The sequence below is a fragment of the Pseudomonas aestuarii genome (genome assembly GCF_027988105.1).
Taxonomy (GTDB): Bacteria; Pseudomonadota; Gammaproteobacteria; order Pseudomonadales; family Pseudomonadaceae; genus Aquipseudomonas; species Aquipseudomonas aestuarii.
Genome location: NZ_JAQJZJ010000007.1, coordinates 241614 through 258928 on the forward strand (window position 1 = coordinate 241614; position 17315 = coordinate 258928).

Here is a 17315-nt window from a genome sequence, read left to right on the forward strand (position 1 = left end):
AGCAGGGCAATGTACAAGGTCTACGGCGATACCCGGTCGGGCAACTGCTACAAGGTCAAGTTGATGCTCAACCTGCTGGGTATTGCCCATGAGTGGGTGGCCATGGACATCCTCAAGGGCGAAACCCAGAGCGAGGCCTTCCTGGCCAAGAACCCCAACGGCAAGATTCCGGTGCTGGAGCTGGAGGATGGCACCTGCCTGTGGGAGTCCAATGCGATTCTCAACTTCCTCGCCGACGGCACGGAGTTTCTGCCCAGCGAGCCGCGCCTGCGCACCCAGGTGCTGCAGTGGCAGTTCTTCGAGCAGTACAGCCACGAGCCCTACATCGCCGTGGCACGCTTTATCCAGCTCTACCAGGGCCTGCCCGAGGCGCGGCGCAAGGAGTACGAGGAGTGCCATGTGCGCGGGCACAAGGCGCTCAAGGTGATGGAGCGGCAGCTGCAGCGCACCGCTTACCTGGTCGGTGAGCAGTATTCGATCGCCGATATCGCGCTGTACGCCTACACCCATGTGGCCGATGAGGGCGGCTTCGACCTCGGCCCCTATCCGGCCATTCGCACCTGGCTCGATCGGGTGGCCAGCCATCCGCAGCATGTGAGCATGCTGGGGTAACCAGGCGTCCCGCATCTACTCGATGCACGCAACATGTTTCGCCGGGCTGCTAAAGTTCCAGGCAGGTCGAGCAGTCGACTGCTTTGACACAATGCCAGCCACCTTGGCGGCAACCGTCCGGAGTGACGCCGCCCATGATCGAAACCCCCAGTCGCAAAATCCAGTTGGCGCTGATCGTCGTCATGCTCCTGCTGATCTGGCTGTGGGCCGCGATCAACCCCTTGAGTCGCGAGGACTGGTTGCTGGAGAACCTGCTGGTGTTCTTTTTCGCCGGCTTGTTGCTGGCGACCTATCGACGCTTTGCCTTTTCCCTGACGGCGTATTGGCTGTTCGCCCTGTTCATGGGCATGCACCTGTATGGCTCCCATTACACCTACTCGCAAACGCCCCTCGGCTTTTGGTTTCAGGATGCCTTTGCTCTGGGCCGCAACCACTACGACCGGCTGGTGCACTTTTCCTTTGGCTTGCTGCTGGTCTATCCGCTGCGGGAATTACTGCAGCGTTCGGCCAGGCTCGCCGGCAGGTGGCTGGCGATCCTCAGCCTCGCCGTGGTGATGGCCATGAGCGCATTCTACGAACAGGTGGAAATGCTCGCGGCCGTGCTGGTCAGCCCGGAACTGGGTTCGGCCTTCCTGGGTACTCAAGGCGACGAATGGGATGCCCAGAAGGATTCCGGATTGGCCATGCTGGGTGCCTTGAGTATGTTGCTGCTGCTCGCGCTAGGGCCGTCGCAAGAACCGGCTGGGCGGTGTTGAAACGCTCAGCGTTTTAGTCCGAGCCGCATGCCGATCTTGGCTATTTCGAAGTACAGCAGCAGTGCGGCGCCGTAGGCAAAGGCCACTAACCACTGCTCGATCGAGGCGGGCTGGAAAGCAAAAACCCGAGCCAGCGGCGTGATGGCGGTCACCAACAGCAACATCGCCAGGGTGCCGGCGAGCACCCATCCGCCAACCCGGGACAGCCCCAACAACATCGATCGCCAACCCTGTACGGGCGAACGGTTGGCGAGGATCAGCCCGGTATTGGCCACCACCAGGGTAATGAAGGCCAAACCGCGGGCCACATCCTGCGCCATGCCATTGGCCAGCCCGCTGTGATACAGGGCCACCACCACGAGGCTGACGCCGAGACCCTGGAGCATGCCCAGTGCGATGTGGCGCATGCTCACCAGCGGTTCGTGCAGTGCGCGTGGTGGCTGACGCATTGGCTCGCCACGGCCATTCTCGGCCTCGAACACGATCGAGCAGGCCGGGTTGATCAGCAGTTCGAGAAGGGCGATGTGAATCGGCGCCAGCAGCAAGGGCAATCCCAGCAGCACGGGCATCAGGCTCAGGCCGATAATCGGCATATGCACGGCGATGGTATAGATCAGTGCCTGGCGCAGGTTGGCGAAGATCTTCCGGCCGCGCCGGATGGCCGCAACTATGGCGCTGAAATCGTCGTCGAGCAGCACCAGCGCCGCCGCTTCGCGCGCCACATCGGTGCCGCGCTTGCCCATGGCGATGCCGATGTGGGCGGCCTTGAGCGCTGGCGCATCATTGACCCCGTCGCCGGTCATCGCCACCACCTCACCACTGGCCTTGAGGCTCTCCACCAGTGCCAGTTTCTGCTGCGGGCTGACCCGGGCAAAGACGCTGGTCGAGCGCAGGCAGTCGGCCAGTTGGGAGGCATCCATCGCGGCCAGCTCCCTGCCACTGCACACCCTTGTGCTGGCGATGCCGGCTGCGGCGGCAATGGCTCGTGCGGTGCGCGGATGATCGCCGGTAATCATCACCAGGCGGATACCGGCGCGCTGGCACTCGGCGATGGCCGCAGGCACGTCGTCGCGCAGCGGGTCGGCCAACCCGAGCAGGCCGATGTACTGCAAGGCAAAGTCATGCTGGATCTCCGGCCATTGTGGACCCGGTGGATGGCGCGCCTTTGCCACGCCGAGTACCCGCAGGCCGCGTTCGGCCAGCTGTTCGGCCTGTTGCAGTACCTGCTGGCAGTCGCCTGGAGACAGGTGGCAGAGGTCGACAATCGCCTCCGGCGCGCCCTTGGTGGCGACGAACGCCGGTTCGGCGGCATGCTCCTGCCACAGGTGCGACATCGCCAGCTGAGCCGGTGACAGTTCGTATTCGCGCACCAGCAGCCAATCCGGATGCAGGTGCTCGGTATTGGCCAGGTAGTCATGGGCGAAGCGGTGAAAGGCTTGCTCCATCGGGTCATGCGGTTCGATTTCGCTGGCCAGCACTGCGTATTCGAGCAGTTCGTGGAATTCTTCCGGCAGCGCCGCGGACGTCAGCGTGTCGACGTCGAGAACCTCGCCAGCGACGCACAGGGCCGCCACCTGCATGCGGTTGTGCGTCAGCGTGCCGGTTTTGTCCACGCACAGCACACTGGTTTGTCCCAGGGTTTCGATGCTGCTCAGGCGTCTCGTGAGGACCTGATGGCGAGCGATCCTGCGCGCGCCGAGAGCCAGGAAGACGATCATGATCACCGGCAGTTCCTGCGGCAGGATGCCCATGGCCAGGGTGATGCCGGCCAGCAGCGCCTCCAGCCAGCCGCCGCGCAACAGCTGATAGAGCAAGGTCAAGAATACGCACAAGCCGGCCCCGATAACCGCCAGCCGCCGAGTCAGTCGCGCGATTTCAGCCTGCAGCGGGGCCGACTGCAGGGAGATGTCCTGCAATGACTGGCCGATATGACCGATCTGGGTGGCTTTGCCGATCGCACTGACCTGGATCAGGCCTTGCCCGCGGACGACCAAGGTGCCGGCGAATACCTCGCTGCCATCGGCAAACTTGGCCACCGCCGCGGACTCTCCGGTGAGCATCGATTCATCAACGGCCAGTTCATGCGCCTGCAAGAGCAGGCCGTCGGCGGGCACGCGGTCGCCCTCGGCGAGCATCAGGATGTCCTCGCGCACCACTTCACGCCCGGCTATGCGCACGGGTTTGCCGTCCCGGATCACCAGGGCTCTGGGGCTTGAAAGGTCGCGCAGAGACTCCAGGGCACGCTCGGTATGGCGTTCCTGAAGCACCGTGATGGAAATGATGATGAACACGAACCCGAGCAGGATCAACGCCTCACGTGGGTCGCCCATGGTCAGGTAAATCGCCCCTGCACCGAGTAACAGCAGGAACATCGGCTCGCGCAGCACGCTAACGGCGATGCTGAGCAAGTTGCGACGCTGATCGGTGCCCAGCTCATTGGGGCCTTCGGCGCTGAGGCGGGCGGCGGCCTGCTGCTGGCTGAGTCCGCTCGGCAGTTCGATACTCATCGGTTCCCCTGCATGCTGCCTTTCGCTCCATTCGGCTGATTGTCGGGTGGCCCGCTGTTGACCACGCTCGGCCGCGTCGATCCGCCCTATGCTTGCGCGTAAAAGGCTAGATAGCCATGTAAAAACCCGCACCGATCGATTGCCAAGCGCTACTCGATACCATCGGCGTGTATCAATTATGGATAAGCCGCCGGAAAAGTGGAGAATCCGCAGGTTGCGAATGCTCCGCCTGGCGATTGAACACCATGAGCAGATCACGGCAAATTGCCTTGAGCTGGATGGCAATGCTCGCCATTGCCGGGCAGGGCAGGACGACCAGCCCTGCATGCCGTGATCTTGTTGAGCTGCGTTCCTCGGCCTGCGCAGCCGAGGGCCTGTTAGTCTACGGCTGGATCTGTGCCTACACCTGGAGATACCCATGCATATCGTCAATGCGCGTCTGCGCGGCCGCAGCGGCCTGTTTCGCATCGAGCTGGCGCACACGCGCATCGCCGCCATAGTTGCGCAGGCGCAGGAGTTGGTCGCCGCAGCGGATGAACTGGACGCAGCCGGTAACCTGGTGGTGCCGCCATTCGTCGAGCCGCATATCCACCTCGACGCGGCTCTCACGGCTGGCGAGCCGAACTGGAACCTCAGTGGCACCCTGTTCGAAGGCATCGAGCTCTGGGCCGAACGCAAGGCTCTGGTCACTCACGAGGACAGCAAGCAGCGGGCGCGCAAGGCCATCGACATGCTGGTCGACCACGGCATCCAGCACGTGCGCAGCCATGTCGACGTCACCGACCCGACCCTGGCAGCGCTCAAGGCCTTGCTCGAGGTGCGCGAGGAAACCCGTCACCTGATCGACCTGCAGCTCGTTGCCTTTCCCCAGGAGGGCATCGAGTCTTACGCCAATGGCCGCGCGCTGATGGAGCAGGCCGTAGCACTGGGCGTCGATGTGGTGGGCGGTATCCCGCATTTCGAGAACACCCGCGAACAGGGGGTCAGCTCGATCAAGTTCCTCATGGACCTGGCCGAGCGCAGTGGTTGCCTGGTGGATGTGCATTGCGACGAGACCGACGATCCGCACTCGCGCTTTCTCGAGGTACTGGCCGAAGAGGCGCGGGTGCGCGGCATGGGCGCGCGGGTCACGGCCAGCCATACCACCGCCATGGGCTCCTACGACAACGCCTACTGCTCCAAGTTGTTCCGCCTGCTCAAGCAGTCGCAGATCAACTTCGTCTCCTGCCCGACCGAGAGCATCCACCTGCAGGGCCGTTTCGATGTCTATCCCAAGCGCCGCGGGCTGACTCGCGTCGCCGAACTCGACCGCGCCGGGCTGAATGTCTGTTTCGGCCAGGATTCGATCGTCGACCCCTGGTATCCGCTTGGCAACGGCAACATCCTGCGCATCCTCGAGGCCGGCCTGCACATCTGCCACATGCTTGGTTTCGAGGATCTGCAGCGCTCGCTCGACCTGGTCACCGACAACAGCGCAAAAACCCTCAACCTGGGGGAGGGCTACGGCATCGAAGTGGGGCGCCCGGGCAACTTGCTGATTCTGTCCGCCGCCAGCGATTACGAAATGCTGCGCAGCCAGGGCCATGCCCTGGTGTCGGTCCGCGCCGGCCAGGTATTGATGCGTCGCACACCGGCGCAGGTGGTGCGCGTCAACGCGTCCGGGGCAGGGCGATAGCCCCAGCAGCTCGAATGTCCCGGGTTGATCCTATGACCAGGTGCCAGGGCTGTTTCGGGCCGCCTCGTGGTACGAGCGGTGATCCGGGGCGTCAGGCCGCCGCGAAGCGCTCGTTCAGGTAGGCAATGATCGCCTTGGACTCGTACAGCCAGGTGCTCTGGCCGTTGTCCTCGATGCGCAGGCACGGCACCTTGATCTTGCCGCCTTGCTCCAGCAGGGCTTGGCGATGCTGGTCGTCGTTCTTGGCGTCGCGCAGGGTGATCGGTACGTTGAGTTTGTGCAGGGTGCGGCGGGTCTTTACGCAGAATGGGCAAGCATGAAACTGGTACAGCGCCAGGCCTGTTGCGGCTTGCGCGACTGCGGCCTGCGCGGCAGGCGCGCGCTTGAGCTTGCGCGGGCGGGTGATGAAGTCGAGAAACACGATCAACTGGCCGAGACCGATTCTGAGTGCCTTGATAAGCATTGCGTGACAACCCTGGGTAGAAAATGGCGGGGGCAAGCTTACCCGAGTTTGTCGCTGTCGGCCTGTGCGTTGGTCGCCTGCCGGGGCTTTAGCCCCAGTCAGGGCCGCCTTTAGGCATAATTGCCCCTATGCCCGAGTCACCTTGCCCATCAGCACCCATGAACCAGAGCGCCCAATGAAGCCCGAAGACCTGCAACTGCTGGTGACCCGCGAAATGCCTTTCGGCAAATACAAAGGCCGCTTGATCGCCGACCTGCCTGGCCGCTACCTCAACTGGTTCGCCCGCGAGGGCTTTCCCAAAGGAGAAATTGGTCGCCTGCTGGAGTTGATGCAGGAAATCGATCACAACGGCCTGTCGTCGTTACTCGATCCATTGCGCCAGACGCCACGCAGGCAGTAGTGGACGGGACGGTAAGGTGGGGAGGGGCAGCGGCTGATATCAGCGTCACCGGTATAGCTCCGCGTAGCGCTCGACCCAATACCGCGCGGTTACGCCAAGTGCCAGCGTTGCTCAAACGGCCAGTCACGGCAGGCCTGGCCGTTCCGCGTCGAGTTGGTCTGCGTCTGTTTGTGCTCGCTAATAGCTGCAATGGCCAATGGGGGGAACAGGCCATTGCAGTCGAGCTTAGCGGCGGATTTTCGAGATCTTCGTTCCTTCAATACTGACGCCGGCCATCAACCCTTGCTGATCGAAGATAAATGCATAGGCGTCTTCCTGCAGCGTGGATGTCGACAGATTCTTCGCGATCCCCTCGTCGACCACGACAACGGTCGGTCCAACACCGATTTCCAGGCCCTTGCTCTCGCGCAACTGGGCGATGGCTTTATCGCTCATCAGAAACACCGCATATCCGTAGGACTGGGCACCTATCTGCAACCCCCAGGAGCCGGTTACGGAGTTGTAGTAGTCTTCAATTTCTCCCCCCCTCATCAGTACCCCCTCGCCGTAGCTGCCGCCGAATACGAGGCCGGCTTTGACGATATTCGGGAACACCAGCACCGCCTTGGCCGTCTGCGAGAGCTTCTCTGCCAATGGCTGGGATTTATAGAGGGTCTGCAGTGCTTGTCGGGCGTCCGTGTTCAGATCTTCCGCGGTGGCGGCGCTGGCATAGTTCAGCGCACCGGCAGATAGCAATGACAAGGCTACGAGGGCGATCGGGAGGAAGCGTTTCAGAGAGATGTTCATGGTTGACTCCACGACTAGCAAAATAGACAGGGTATGACGAACCCGATTGCGCGGGCCCGCATGTGCGTCTAGTGGTGCGGCTGCATCCTTGCCTCACGCTCCTGCCCCAGGTTGCCCTCGACAATTGGCGAAACGCCAGAACCGGCCACTTACCTCAGCGATTAGTTCGCTGTCGGGCGGCCAGACCTGCTGTTGCTTTCAGCCATCTCATCGTGATGACCGACTACCCAAAGGCGCTCCGGGCCCCACCACCGCCTTGCAGGATGCGCGAGTGCCCAGCGCTTCTCTGTGCGCCAGCGTACCCTCATGACGGATAGTCAATTACAGCTGGCGCTCGCCGCACACGTGAGCGTACCGGTATACCTGCCTGGTCATGTCCGGGGCGTTTCCATGCCGCTGCTGCTGGAGCCACTCACAAGTGTCGTGCGTGCGTTATCGTACAGACGCGGTTCGGCTATCGCGCTCAGTCTGACGGCTTGCAGGTTACTGCCAGTAGGCTAGTGGAGACGCCGCTATGCTCGAGTTCATTGTGATTGTCTTGTTGGTCATGTGGGTGCTTGGACTGGTTACGTCTTACACCATGGGCGGGCTCATCCACATTCTGCTGGTTGTGGCCGTCGTGGTCTTACTGTTCCGGGTCATCCAGGGCCGACGCTTGTAATCCATCCAATCCCGAGTAGCGCCGGAGGAGGTTCCAGCCGGCGCAGCTCACTTACTGTTTACCGGAGGCGACAGATGGACGGACTGAAAATGCTCGGGCTGGTGCTGATAGTTGCGGGTGCCTTGGCACTCGGCTATGGCGGCTTTAGCTACACCAAAGAGACCCATCAGGTCGACATGGGCCCGCTGCATATGGAAATGGCTGAAAAACGATGGGTCAACATCCCCCTCTGGGCCGGTATCGGGGGGATCGTGCTGGGTGGGCTGTTGCTGGTTGCGCGCGGTAAAAAGTAACGTTGGCAAGGCGTCCGATTTCTCCAGGGCGGGCTGCAACTCGGAAGCTGTCCAGGTACCCGCCGAATGTCTTTCAGTAGATACAGCGGCCGCTTGATCAGCGACCATCCTGGCCGCTGCAACCGGTTCGCCCTCTGGAATTGATGCAGGCAATCGACCACAACGGCCCGTCGCCATTGCGCAGCAAACTACGCTGTTAGTGGCCTGTTGGGTCGGTTCGAGTAGTCAATTACGCTGTCTGAGGCCAGCTCCTGGCCAGAGTGGACCATGACTCGTCGCAGCGCCTTGCCTCAGAACCTCTTATATCCGCACTTGAGTTAATCCATTACCCACATTAGCCGCTTGCCGCAGGCGTCCTGGCATGATTGGACAAGCTGCGGCGCACTCGACTACCTTGAGGATTTATCCTCCAATGGAGATAACAGATCATGGCCTTGAAGCACGCCGCATCGGGAGAAGTAGTCAATCTGCTGTCCGCCGCAGAGTCGCCTGATTTCATTTCCCAGGCAATTGTCAGCGCGCCGCGCATCGAGGTCATGCGCCTGGTGTTGCAGGCCGGTAAAGTCATTCCCGGGCATGCCGTGGCCGGCCCCCTCACCTTGCATTGCCTGCAGGGCTGCGTCGAGGTGCAAGCCCAGGGCACATGGCATGAAATGGGTGGCAACGATCTGATGTACCTGGCCGAAGAGGCCGAGCATGCCCTGAGGGCCAAGGCCGACTCGATCATGCTGGTCACACTCTTTCGCCCAACTCATGCATCCAGCGACCGCTGAAAAAGCCGCGTAATGACCTTCGTGCCATTGCCTTGGCTTCGTCGATAGGCGCCTAAGCAACTATTCACTGATCTGCGTCAGCCCCCATTCCAGAGCCCTTTAGTAGCCTTGTCGCAGCGCTCGCATTGCAGTCGAGCGGCATACGAGGGGCTGAGGGTAATGAGTTATCTGGTTTGGCAGGACGATCTGAATACGGGCATTCAAGTCATCGATGACCAGCACAAACGCATCGTCGACATGATCAATGCCCTGCACCAGGCGAAGGCGAACGGGGACAGTGGTGGTGAAGTGGGGGACGTGCTCAACGGTTTGGTGGATTACACCCTGTCGCATTTCGCCTTCGAGGAATCGCTGCTGGAGGAAGCCGGCTACGAGTTCACGCGTCCGCACAAGCGCGTCCATGAAATCTTCATTGCTCGGGTCAAGGACTTCAACCTGCGCTTCCAGGCCGGCGAGGACATCACCGCTGAATTGCTCGCTCTGCTCTCGCGCTGGTTGTTCAACCATATCCGCAGCGACGACGCCGGTTATGTGCAGGCGGTCAAGGACAACATGAACAGGCTGGTCAGTAATCAACAGGCCGGCGGCTGGTTTTCGCGCTCGATGAAGAAGTTCTTCGCCTGAGGGCGGCCTGACCTTTAGGCGCATAACTGGTGCAACCGATAGGATGAGCGTCCCCGTGCAATAGCGGCTGTTCATCCAGAACGTGGCAACCCATAAGCGGGCGCCGCAACAAGAGGGCTGGGCGCTTCAGCCTTCGCGACAAAATTTTCACATGGCACTTGGCAGACTTTCCGCCGTTTTCACTTAGTTGGCTGTGGAGTGGTGTCGATGCAATTATCTTTGCGCTACAGGCGGTGGTTGCTCTGCTGCCTGGTACTGGTTGTGCCAGGCTTGGCTTACCCCGCCTGGCGGCATTTCTACCCGGTCATCGCGTCCTCTGATTGGCAATATCAGGTTTTTCAAGCGGATATTGACCGCGTCAGTGCCTTAGCCCTCGATGCTCAGGGCAGGCTGTATATCAGTCAGGAGTTTTCCGACGGCAAGGGCACCATCCTCAGGCAAAACCGTGACGGTAGCCTGAAGACAGTCTTGAGTGGCTTGTCCAAACCAGACGGGTTGGCCGCATTTGCTAGCGGTGTGGCGGTCAGTCAGGAGGCGGACAAACTACCGCTGTTGCTGTTGCAGGGCGACAGGGCCGAGCCGCTGTTCTCCAGCGATAGTGTCGAGGGCATCGCCAGCGACGGCCATTACCTGTATGTCATCCAGGACAAGCACCAAGGTCGGCTGTTGCGTTACGACCCCAGCAACGGTGCAGTCGTCACCCTGCGTGAGGGCCTGAATGAGGGCGAAGCGGTGACGGTGTGTGCCGATGGGCGGCTGTTCTATAGCGAGAAGAAAAAGGGCTGGGTCAAGCAGTGGCAAGCCTCAGGGGAGGACACCTTGGTTCAGGCCGGCCTCAACCAGCCGGGTTTTTTGCTGTGCACCGCCGATGGCCTGTGGATCACTGAAGACAGTACCCATATGGCTCGGCTGCTGCTGCTCGATTGGTCGGGAGAGTTGCAGGTAGTCCTGCAGCATTTGCGCTCCGCCCAAACCATCATCGCCTTGGAGCCCGGCCGCTACTTGCTGGCCGAGCAAGGCCGTAAGCGTATCCTCGAACTCAAGCGTCGACCTCACGGAATCTGAACCTATGGCCTCCACTGCGGCCCTTAAACATCCCTCGTCCGCCTATCTTCTCGCGCGTCCGACCCTGAAAAGCCACCTGGCCTTCACCCTCTTGAGCGCGATGGCGCTGCTGCTGATCTATGCCTTGCTACGGGTTGCCTTGCTGGTCTACAACCGCGAGCTGATCGGCGTGACGCCTGCGGTCAGCTTTGCCGAGGCCTTTCTCAACGGCCTGCGTTTCGATCTGCGGGTGGTGGTTTATGCCTGCATCCCGTTGCTGCTGTCGTTACTCAGCGTGCGCGCCATGGCTGCCCGAGGCGTGCAGCGCTTCTGGCTGAGCGGATTTGCCAGCATCACCCTGTTTCTCGGCTTGTCCGAACTGGACTTCTATCGTGAATTTCATCAACGCCTCAATAGCCTGGTGTTCCAGTACTTTCAGGAAGACCCCAAGACTGTCCTGAGCATGCTGTGGAACGGCTTCCCGGTCGGCCGCTACCTGCTGGCCTGGGTTGTTGCCACCTGGTTGCTGAGCAAGCTGTTCAAGCGCCTGGATCTGCTCAGCCGGCCAGCGGCCACAGTGTCGTCATCAGCAACTGGCGCGCCGGCCTGGTATTGGCGCATCGCCACCTTCGGCGTTTGCCTGGTGGTGGCTGTGATTGCGGCCCGTGGCCATATCAGCCAGGGTCCGCCGCTGCGCTGGGGCGATGCCTATACCACCGAGTCGATGTTCGCCAATCAGCTCGGCCTGAATGGCACCCTGACCCTGGTCTCGGCTGCCCAAGCCAGTTTTTCCTCGCACCGTGAGAATGCCTGGCAGTCGACCATGACCGACCAGCTGGCCCAGGAAACCGTGCGCAAATTGCTGCTGACCCCTAACGATCAGCTGGTCGATGCCGACACTGCGGCGATCCGCCGTGACTTCACCCCGCCTGCCGACGCCACCTTGCCGATTCGCAACGTGGTGGTGATCCTGATGGAAAGCTTTGCCGGTCATTTTGTCGGCGCCATGGGCTATCCGGGCAATATCACGCCGAACTTCGACAAGCTGGCGCAAGAGGGCTTGTTGTTCGATCGCTTCTTCTCCAACGGCACCCACACCCACCAGGGCATGTTTGCCAGCATGGCCTGCTTCCCCAACCTGCCGAGTTTCGAGTACCTGATGCGCACCCCGGAAGGCGCGAACAAGTTCTCCGGCTTGCCGCAACTGCTCGGTGCGCGCGGCTACGACAACCTGTACGTCTACAACGGCAACTTTCAGTGGGACAACCAGTCGGGTTTCTTCAGCAACCAGGGCATGAGCAATTTCATCGGCCGTGAGGACTTCGTCGATCCGGTCTTCATGGACCCGACCTGGGGGGTGTCCGACCAGGATATGTTCGACCGCGGTGCCAGCGAGTTGGCCAACAACTTCGGGGCCAAGCCGTTCTATGCCTTGCTGCAAACCCTGTCCAACCACACCCCCTATGCCTTGCCAGCGGATCTGCCGGTTGCGCCGGTGAGCGGCCACGGCTCGGCCGATGAACACCTCACCGCCATGCGCTATGCCGACTGGGCCCTCGGTCAGTTCTTCGACAAGGCGCGTAAGGCGCCGTATTTCAAGGACACCCTGTTCGTGGTGGTCGGCGATCATGGCTTTGGCAGCACCGAGCAGCTGACCGAGATGGATCTGTTTCGCTTCAACGTGCCGCTATTGCTGATCGCCCCGGGCATCCAGGAAAAATTCGGCGCCGTCAGCCACACGGTCGGTACCCAGGTCGACATAGTGCCGACCATCATGGGTCGCCTGGGCGGCGAGGTGCGTCACCAGTGCTGGGGGCGCGACCTGCTCAATCTGCCGCAAGGTGATCTGGGCATCGGCGTGATCAAGCCCTCGGGCGGCGATCAGACCGTGGCCCTGGTGACCTCCAAGCGCATTCTGATTCAGCCCAAGGGTTTTGCCCCGCGGCTGTATGACTACCGGCTGGGGGCCGAGCCGAGCGCCACGCGCGTACAGAGTGATATCGATCCTGAACTGCAGCAGAATCTCGAGGCTTTCCTGCAGACCGCCACCAAGAGCTTGCTGGAAAACAGTGCTGGCGTGGTGGATGGGCTGCCTGGGCGGCAGTGAGCCGGCTGTAGCCGCCGCCGGATTACCTGCTGTTTGCGGCTGATGGGTCGCAGCGCACGGATTCCGATGCTGATGCGGGCGGCCACTTGCATTGGCATCGCGCCGCGTCGACCCTCCTTCAACTGCAGTCATGAGCTGTCTGGCTGCGTGGGCAATTGTTGCGTCCGCTACTTGATCGGTAAGCGCCTGTGCCATGCTTTTGCGAGCATCGTTTACAGTAACCGCCACGCTGCGCGCTAGGCGCGTGTGCCTGCGTTTAGATCGAGGTTGCTGACACATGTATCACGGGGAAAGATTCAACGCCTGGACCCATCTGGTCGGTGCCGTGCTGGCGTGCATCGGGGCGCTCTGGCTGCTGGTGCTGGCGAGCCTGGATGGCGAGCCGATGACGATCGTCAGTGTCGCCATCTACGGCGTCACCTTGCTCCTGCTCTACAGCATCTCGACCATCTATCACAGCGTGCAGGGGCGGGCGAAGGTGATCATGCGCAAGCTCGATCACCTGTCGATCTACCTGCTGATTGCCGGCAGCTACACGCCGTTCTGCCTGGTGACCTTGCGCGGCCCCTGGGGCTGGTCGCTGTTCACGGTGGTCTGGCTACTGGCGCTGATCGGCATGCTGCAGGAGATCAAACCACGCTCCGAGGCACGGGTGTTGTCGCTGGTGATCTATGCGCTGATGGGCTGGGTCGTCCTGGTTGCGATCCAGCCGTTAATCGCCGGCCTGGGTATTGCGGGCTTCACCTGGCTGGCGGCAGGTGGCGTTTTCTACACGGTCGGGATCATTTTTTTCGTCTACGACAGCCGCTTCCGGCATTGGCATGGTATCTGGCACCTGTTCGTCATGGTCGGCAGTCTGCTGCATTTCATCGCGATCCTGTTCTACGTCCTCTGATGCGGCGCGAGCACCGAGAGTGCTCGCGTATACCCCGTGGCCGATGAAACGTCGCCCGCGCTTGTGAGAAAGCGCTCAGGCCGTGGCGGCGGGCTTGTCGAAGAGTGCCACGCCTTGGTCCAGGCATTGGTCAACCAACCATTTGCCGTGGGCTATGGAGGCCCGCTGGGCACTTTCCAGTTCGGCGAGGAAGGCCTGGTCGAGGGGCAGAGGTAGCCGTCTGGTGGTGCGGCCGTCCGGGGTGGTGATATGGCAGCCGCCAGCCCAGGGTGTCGGAATGCCCGGGTGTTCGACAACGTCAGCGGCAATGATGTGGTCGCGGTAGGTGCATTGCATCGTGGTCATGAGATCAACCTCTTCATTTAAGGGTCTCTGGCGGATCCACACGGCTGAAATTGAATCGGTCAAAGAGCCTGGTGGGCGGCAGGATATCCGTGCTGGGTGCAGGCACGGTGCCTTCCTCGCTACTTTTCCCTGCTCTCGATGGTATAGCACATGCCGATTCCCTCAAGTTGTCGGCAGCCATCCTCGCCTGCGCAGCCTTGCGCCGCAGGCCAGGTGGCGCGGATCGTCGACAATGGCTGCTTCCTCGGCCTGATCAGCACCGCGACGTTTTCCATCTCGGGGGGCAGCCTGTGCGGTGGAGGGCTTGGCGTAATATTTCGGTTAGCCCTCCCAATTGTCGGATTAACTGAGATCCTCTAAGCCCCTTCAGCTTTATTTACAGTGAAGTGATTTCACCCGGTTCCACAGCTTTCAGTACTGGGCTGGCATCGGCGGCATCGAAGGCCAGGCTCAATTGCTGGCTGCGGCCTTCCACCACCGGGCGGTAGTGGGGGTGGGTAAACACATAGAGTTCGTTATGCAACACCGCTTCCAGCAAGCGCTCGGCCACGATAGCCGTGTCGATACCCGTGGTTACCGCTTCTTTCGCCTTGGCCGCGAGCTCCAGGGTACGGGGGCTCGGCTTAGCATCAAGCCCAGGAACACCGCCGTATTCCGTCTGACGATTACGCTCACTGCAGTAAATACGGGACTTGGCAAACGCCGGGCAGAGTACCGAAACGCCAATGCCGGCTGACTTCAACTCGCCTTGCCAGCTCTCTGAGAGCGACACCACCGCCGCTTTAGTCGCACAGTAAGGACCGGCAAAGGGTATGCCGAGCGTACCAGCCACCGATGCCACATTGATCACATGGCCACCTTCACCGTGCTCCTTGATCAGGGGAACAAAAACCTGTGCTCCGTAAACCACGCCCATCAGGTTTACATCGATAATCCAGCGCCAGTTGTTTTCCGAAATCCGATCCTGAGGCCCCGCAACCGATACGCCGGCATTGTTCACCAGCACATGCACCTTGCCGAAACACTCCAGCGTAGCCTTGGCCGCTGTTTCCAGAGCGTCGCGTTTCGCCACATCGCAGACAACGGCGGCCACACTATGGCCCTCATCGTTCAGTGTCTGCCGCGCCTGCTCCAGCAAACCGGCGTCTATGTCCGCCAACATCACGTTCATGCCCTGTTGCGCAAAGGTGCGAGCGATGTGAAAACCGATGCCTTCGGCGGCGCCGGTGATGAATGCGGTTTTTCCAATAAGCATTTGCATAAGCAGCCTTCTATCCCAGCCCAATTGCTGATTGAGTGCGCCGTCTGAAACGACCCACGAGTGTTTTCGCTCAGGCCCTGCCCGGTAAGCAGTCGCGCGTGAGACAACATGGATATCTAGCCTGCAGATCGCCTGACTACCAACAGAATTTGTTGCCTGTATAGGTTGGCATCTTCGGAGTGTATGAGTGGTACAAGGCCGCCAGCGCCAGGAGCTAGCGTCCCTGTTGATCGAGCTCTGGAGGATGAACTGTCGCTCAATGACAGCCTGCGCTGCATCGCACAGGCCCAGGCGGCGAGGAGCGTGCGCCTGGAGGCTTAGCCGAGGTTATGGCATGTGTTTCAGGTCCTCTCCGGCCTGCTCAAGAGCACGGATTGCGCCCTCGCTCGGGTGGTGCATTTCCTGCCTGAGCGGGGCTGCTCAGTGACCAACATCCCGATTGCCGGCGCCCGATGGATGCCGGCCATCGCCAACACGCCCATGTAGCGCTGTCTGCGTTTCTCGTTCGGCTCCTCAGCCCCTGGGCATCAGGCTGAAGGCCTGCGGCACAGCCGGGTGTGAGGCTCCGGAGTGTCCCGTGGTCAGGCTGATCCACGAGGCGATTTACGTGTTGCGCAGATTGCTGCCTCACCCTGCAACGTGCTGCCGGTCGCCGGTTTTGTCACAAGTTGTCTTTTGGCACTGCAAATCTTTCTGCTTCGCGCTACTCTGCACTGGACAGCTTCGCGCTTTTCGCTCTGAATCGCGCATCGTCGACCAGCCCTGTCTTCAGGTCTGGCTTATGACACATCAAGCAGCTCCTTGCTTGAATCTCGGGCGGCATGGTTACAGGTGTCGCAACACCGTCGCAGTTATGGCGGTTGCAATGGGAAAGCAGTTAATCCTTCCATCGCTGAGGAGATCACTTCATGAGCACAGCCTTGCACGATGATGTCAGTAACGGAGTTTTGCGGCGGATGAAAGAAGGTGGTTTTGACTTCACCAGCTTCCATCCCATTGAGTTCTACGCCATTTTCCCGGATGAGGAGCGGGCACGCCTGGCGACCAGAAACTTTCGTGGCGAGTCCTTGCATGCCTTGGTCACCGAGCGTGATGACGGCGCCTGGCACCTGCAGGTGAGCAAGGTGATGTATGCGACCTACGACGGCATTGGCGACTTCGAACATGACCTGGAGTCGGTCGTGGCCCCGCTTGGCGGAAAATTGGACGGTTGGGGGGTTACCCAGGAAGTCAAAGCCCTGCAGCCTGGATAGCCAGTTAGCTTCCGCAACGAGCGTCGGCCGGTTCCTGACTGGCCGATGCGCCTATCTTTCGCTATTGCCCTCTCGACCCGAGCATCCGCTTTGCTGCAGACTTGGCGGCGGAGGCTGTTGATGAGCGATATCCTGATACTTACCCACATCGATTATTGTCCGCCGGGTCATTTGGCCAAGGTGCTGGATGAAGCGCGGCTGGACTTTCATACGCTACGGGTCGATCTTGGCGAGCTCGATGGCGTCGATCTGGATCGTCCCAAGGCCGTGGCGATCATGGGTGGCCCCATGAGCGTCAACGATCCCTTGCCCTGGCTGGCAACTGAAATTGCAGCGCTGCAACATTTCATTCGGCGCGATATCCCCCTGATCGGCCACTGTCTGGGCGGTCAGTTGCTGGCCAAGGCATTGGGCGCCGAAGTCAGCCGTATGCCATACACCGAGAGCGGTTGGCAGTTGCTCGAGCGGGTGCACGGGGCCGTGGCGAGTCCCTGGTTGGCCCATGTGCCGCAGGCGTTTCCGGTCTTCCAGTGGCATGGCGACACCTTTGGCCTGCCGCATGGCGCCCGACCCTTATTGAGTAGCCCCTGGTGCGACAATCAAGCGTTCAGCTGGGGTGAGAAGATCTTCGCCATGCAGGGACACCCGGAAATGACCGAGGCGTTGGTGCGGCAATGGCTCGGTGACTGGTTGCATCTGCTCGATGAGAGTCAACCCAGCCAGCAGAGCCGGACGCAGATGCTCGATGATTTGCCGGAAAAAATAGCGGCCCTCAACCAGGTGGCCGAAGGTTTCTACCGGCATTGGTTGAAGCTGGCGTTGGTTTGAGGTGCACGGCACTGCCGCATGACCGTGCGTGAC

The 17315-nt window shown here is 61.0% G+C and carries 18 protein-coding genes; 13 read left to right on the plus strand and 5 right to left on the minus strand.

Annotation, left to right across the window (positions count from 1 at the left end; translation table 11 throughout):
* Positions 1-9: 9 nt before the first annotated feature.
* Both PH586_RS16240 and PH586_RS16245 read left to right on the plus strand, forming a co-directional pair.
* Positions 10-612: a glutathione S-transferase family protein gene (locus tag PH586_RS16240; protein WP_271348803.1), complete on the plus strand. Its 603-nt coding sequence runs from the start codon at positions 10-12 to the stop codon at positions 610-612.
* A gap of 134 nt (positions 613-746) precedes the next feature.
* Positions 747-1367, plus strand: coding sequence for a DUF2238 domain-containing protein (locus tag PH586_RS16245; RefSeq protein WP_271348804.1), 621 nt, complete (start codon positions 747-749; stop codon positions 1365-1367).
* Between the two features lie 5 nt (positions 1368-1372).
* Here PH586_RS16245 and PH586_RS16250 read toward each other — a convergent pair whose 3' ends face one another.
* Positions 1373-3874: a cation-translocating P-type ATPase gene (locus PH586_RS16250; protein WP_271348805.1), complete on the minus strand. Its 2502-nt coding sequence runs from the start codon at positions 3872-3874 to the stop codon at positions 1373-1375.
* A 418-nt stretch (positions 3875-4292) separates the two neighbouring features.
* On the opposite strand from PH586_RS16250, the gene codA reads away from it, so the two are divergent.
* The gene (codA, locus tag PH586_RS16255) at positions 4293-5549 is read left to right on the plus strand and encodes a cytosine deaminase (protein ID WP_271348806.1); all 1257 of its coding nucleotides are present in this window, start codon (positions 4293-4295) and stop codon (positions 5547-5549) included.
* Between the two features lie 91 nt (positions 5550-5640).
* Here codA and PH586_RS16260 read toward each other — a convergent pair whose 3' ends face one another.
* Positions 5641-6012: a glutaredoxin family protein gene (locus PH586_RS16260; RefSeq protein ID WP_271348807.1), complete on the minus strand. Its 372-nt coding sequence runs from the start codon at positions 6010-6012 to the stop codon at positions 5641-5643.
* Between the two features lie 175 nt (positions 6013-6187).
* Here PH586_RS16260 and PH586_RS16265 point away from each other — a divergent pair, with 175 nt between their 5' ends.
* Complete coding sequence (locus PH586_RS16265) at positions 6188-6412, plus strand: DUF3820 family protein (RefSeq protein ID WP_271348808.1); 225 nt, start codon at positions 6188-6190, stop codon at positions 6410-6412.
* A 225-nt stretch (positions 6413-6637) separates the two neighbouring features.
* On the opposite strand, the gene PH586_RS16270 is transcribed toward PH586_RS16265, so the two are convergent.
* Positions 6638-7198, minus strand: a complete 561-nt coding sequence (locus PH586_RS16270; RefSeq protein ID WP_271348809.1) for a lipid-binding SYLF domain-containing protein — start codon at positions 7196-7198, stop codon at positions 6638-6640.
* A 514-nt stretch (positions 7199-7712) separates the two neighbouring features.
* On the opposite strand from PH586_RS16270, the gene PH586_RS16275 reads away from it, so the two are divergent.
* The 7 genes from PH586_RS16275 (at position 7713) to trhA (ending at position 13595) form a co-directional block, all read left to right on the plus strand.
* Positions 7713-7859, plus strand: coding sequence for a lmo0937 family membrane protein (locus tag PH586_RS16275; protein ID WP_271348810.1), 147 nt, complete (start codon positions 7713-7715; stop codon positions 7857-7859).
* A 74-nt stretch (positions 7860-7933) separates the two neighbouring features.
* The gene (locus PH586_RS16280) at positions 7934-8152 is read left to right on the plus strand and encodes a hypothetical protein (RefSeq protein ID WP_271348811.1); all 219 of its coding nucleotides are present in this window, start codon (positions 7934-7936) and stop codon (positions 8150-8152) included.
* A 428-nt stretch (positions 8153-8580) separates the two neighbouring features.
* Positions 8581-8925: a cupin domain-containing protein gene (locus PH586_RS16285; protein ID WP_271348812.1), complete on the plus strand. Its 345-nt coding sequence runs from the start codon at positions 8581-8583 to the stop codon at positions 8923-8925.
* Positions 8926-9084: 159 nt separating this feature from the next.
* Positions 9085-9549: a bacteriohemerythrin gene (locus PH586_RS16290; protein ID WP_271348813.1), complete on the plus strand. Its 465-nt coding sequence runs from the start codon at positions 9085-9087 to the stop codon at positions 9547-9549.
* A 207-nt stretch (positions 9550-9756) separates the two neighbouring features.
* Positions 9757-10614 carry a hypothetical protein gene (locus PH586_RS16295; protein WP_271348814.1) on the plus strand — a complete coding sequence of 286 codons (858 nt, stop codon included), beginning with the start codon at positions 9757-9759 and terminating at the stop codon, positions 10612-10614.
* 4 nt (positions 10615-10618) lie between these two features.
* Positions 10619-12700, plus strand: a complete 2082-nt coding sequence (locus PH586_RS16300) for an LTA synthase family protein (RefSeq protein ID WP_271348815.1) — start codon at positions 10619-10621, stop codon at positions 12698-12700.
* Between the two features lie 277 nt (positions 12701-12977).
* Positions 12978-13595 carry a PAQR family membrane homeostasis protein TrhA gene (gene trhA / locus PH586_RS16305; RefSeq protein ID WP_271348816.1) on the plus strand — a complete coding sequence of 206 codons (618 nt, stop codon included), beginning with the start codon at positions 12978-12980 and terminating at the stop codon, positions 13593-13595.
* 75 nt (positions 13596-13670) lie between these two features.
* On the opposite strand, the gene PH586_RS16310 is transcribed toward trhA, so the two are convergent.
* Positions 13671-13940, minus strand: a complete 270-nt coding sequence (locus tag PH586_RS16310) for a hypothetical protein (RefSeq protein WP_271348817.1) — start codon at positions 13938-13940, stop codon at positions 13671-13673.
* A gap of 376 nt (positions 13941-14316) precedes the next feature.
* A complete protein-coding gene (locus tag PH586_RS16315; protein WP_271348818.1) occupies positions 14317-15201 on the minus strand; it encodes an SDR family NAD(P)-dependent oxidoreductase in 885 nt (294 codons plus the stop codon).
* Between the two features lie 908 nt (positions 15202-16109).
* Here PH586_RS16315 and PH586_RS16320 point away from each other — a divergent pair.
* Together PH586_RS16320 and PH586_RS16325 are read left to right on the plus strand one after the other, a co-directional pair.
* Positions 16110-16454, plus strand: a complete 345-nt coding sequence (locus tag PH586_RS16320; protein ID WP_271348819.1) for a ribonuclease E inhibitor RraB — start codon at positions 16110-16112, stop codon at positions 16452-16454.
* Between the two features lie 120 nt (positions 16455-16574).
* Entirely contained in the window at positions 16575-17282 is a 708-nt protein-coding gene (locus PH586_RS16325; RefSeq protein WP_271348820.1) for a type 1 glutamine amidotransferase, read from the plus strand.
* Positions 17283-17315 lie beyond the last annotated feature (33 nt).

What these genes read in the sequence shown, in the direction of transcription:
- PH586_RS16240 (WP_271348803.1), top strand. Translation starts at nt 10, where the DNA reads ATGTACAAGGTCTACGGCGATACCCGGTCGGGCAACTGCTACAAGGTC.
- PH586_RS16245 (WP_271348804.1), top strand. Translation starts at nt 747, where the DNA reads ATGATCGAAACCCCCAGTCGCAAAATCCAGTTGGCGCTGATCGTCGTC.
- PH586_RS16250 (WP_271348805.1), bottom strand. Translation starts at nt 3,874, where the DNA reads ATGAGTATCGAACTGCCGAGCGGACTCAGCCAGCAGCAGGCCGCCGCC.
- codA (WP_271348806.1), top strand. Translation starts at nt 4,293, where the DNA reads ATGCATATCGTCAATGCGCGTCTGCGCGGCCGCAGCGGCCTGTTTCGC.
- PH586_RS16260 (WP_271348807.1), bottom strand. Translation starts at nt 6,012, where the DNA reads ATGCTTATCAAGGCACTCAGAATCGGTCTCGGCCAGTTGATCGTGTTT.
- PH586_RS16265 (WP_271348808.1), top strand. Translation starts at nt 6,188, where the DNA reads ATGAAGCCCGAAGACCTGCAACTGCTGGTGACCCGCGAAATGCCTTTC.
- PH586_RS16270 (WP_271348809.1), bottom strand. Translation starts at nt 7,198, where the DNA reads ATGAACATCTCTCTGAAACGCTTCCTCCCGATCGCCCTCGTAGCCTTG.
- PH586_RS16275 (WP_271348810.1), top strand. Translation starts at nt 7,713, where the DNA reads ATGCTCGAGTTCATTGTGATTGTCTTGTTGGTCATGTGGGTGCTTGGA.
- PH586_RS16280 (WP_271348811.1), top strand. Translation starts at nt 7,934, where the DNA reads ATGGACGGACTGAAAATGCTCGGGCTGGTGCTGATAGTTGCGGGTGCC.
- PH586_RS16285 (WP_271348812.1), top strand. Translation starts at nt 8,581, where the DNA reads ATGGCCTTGAAGCACGCCGCATCGGGAGAAGTAGTCAATCTGCTGTCC.
- PH586_RS16290 (WP_271348813.1), top strand. Translation starts at nt 9,085, where the DNA reads ATGAGTTATCTGGTTTGGCAGGACGATCTGAATACGGGCATTCAAGTC.
- PH586_RS16295 (WP_271348814.1), top strand. Translation starts at nt 9,757, where the DNA reads ATGCAATTATCTTTGCGCTACAGGCGGTGGTTGCTCTGCTGCCTGGTA.
- PH586_RS16300 (WP_271348815.1), top strand. Translation starts at nt 10,619, where the DNA reads ATGGCCTCCACTGCGGCCCTTAAACATCCCTCGTCCGCCTATCTTCTC.
- trhA (WP_271348816.1), top strand. Translation starts at nt 12,978, where the DNA reads ATGTATCACGGGGAAAGATTCAACGCCTGGACCCATCTGGTCGGTGCC.
- PH586_RS16310 (WP_271348817.1), bottom strand. Translation starts at nt 13,940, where the DNA reads ATGACCACGATGCAATGCACCTACCGCGACCACATCATTGCCGCTGAC.
- PH586_RS16315 (WP_271348818.1), bottom strand. Translation starts at nt 15,201, where the DNA reads ATGCAAATGCTTATTGGAAAAACCGCATTCATCACCGGCGCCGCCGAA.
- PH586_RS16320 (WP_271348819.1), top strand. Translation starts at nt 16,110, where the DNA reads ATGAGCACAGCCTTGCACGATGATGTCAGTAACGGAGTTTTGCGGCGG.
- PH586_RS16325 (WP_271348820.1), top strand. Translation starts at nt 16,575, where the DNA reads ATGAGCGATATCCTGATACTTACCCACATCGATTATTGTCCGCCGGGT.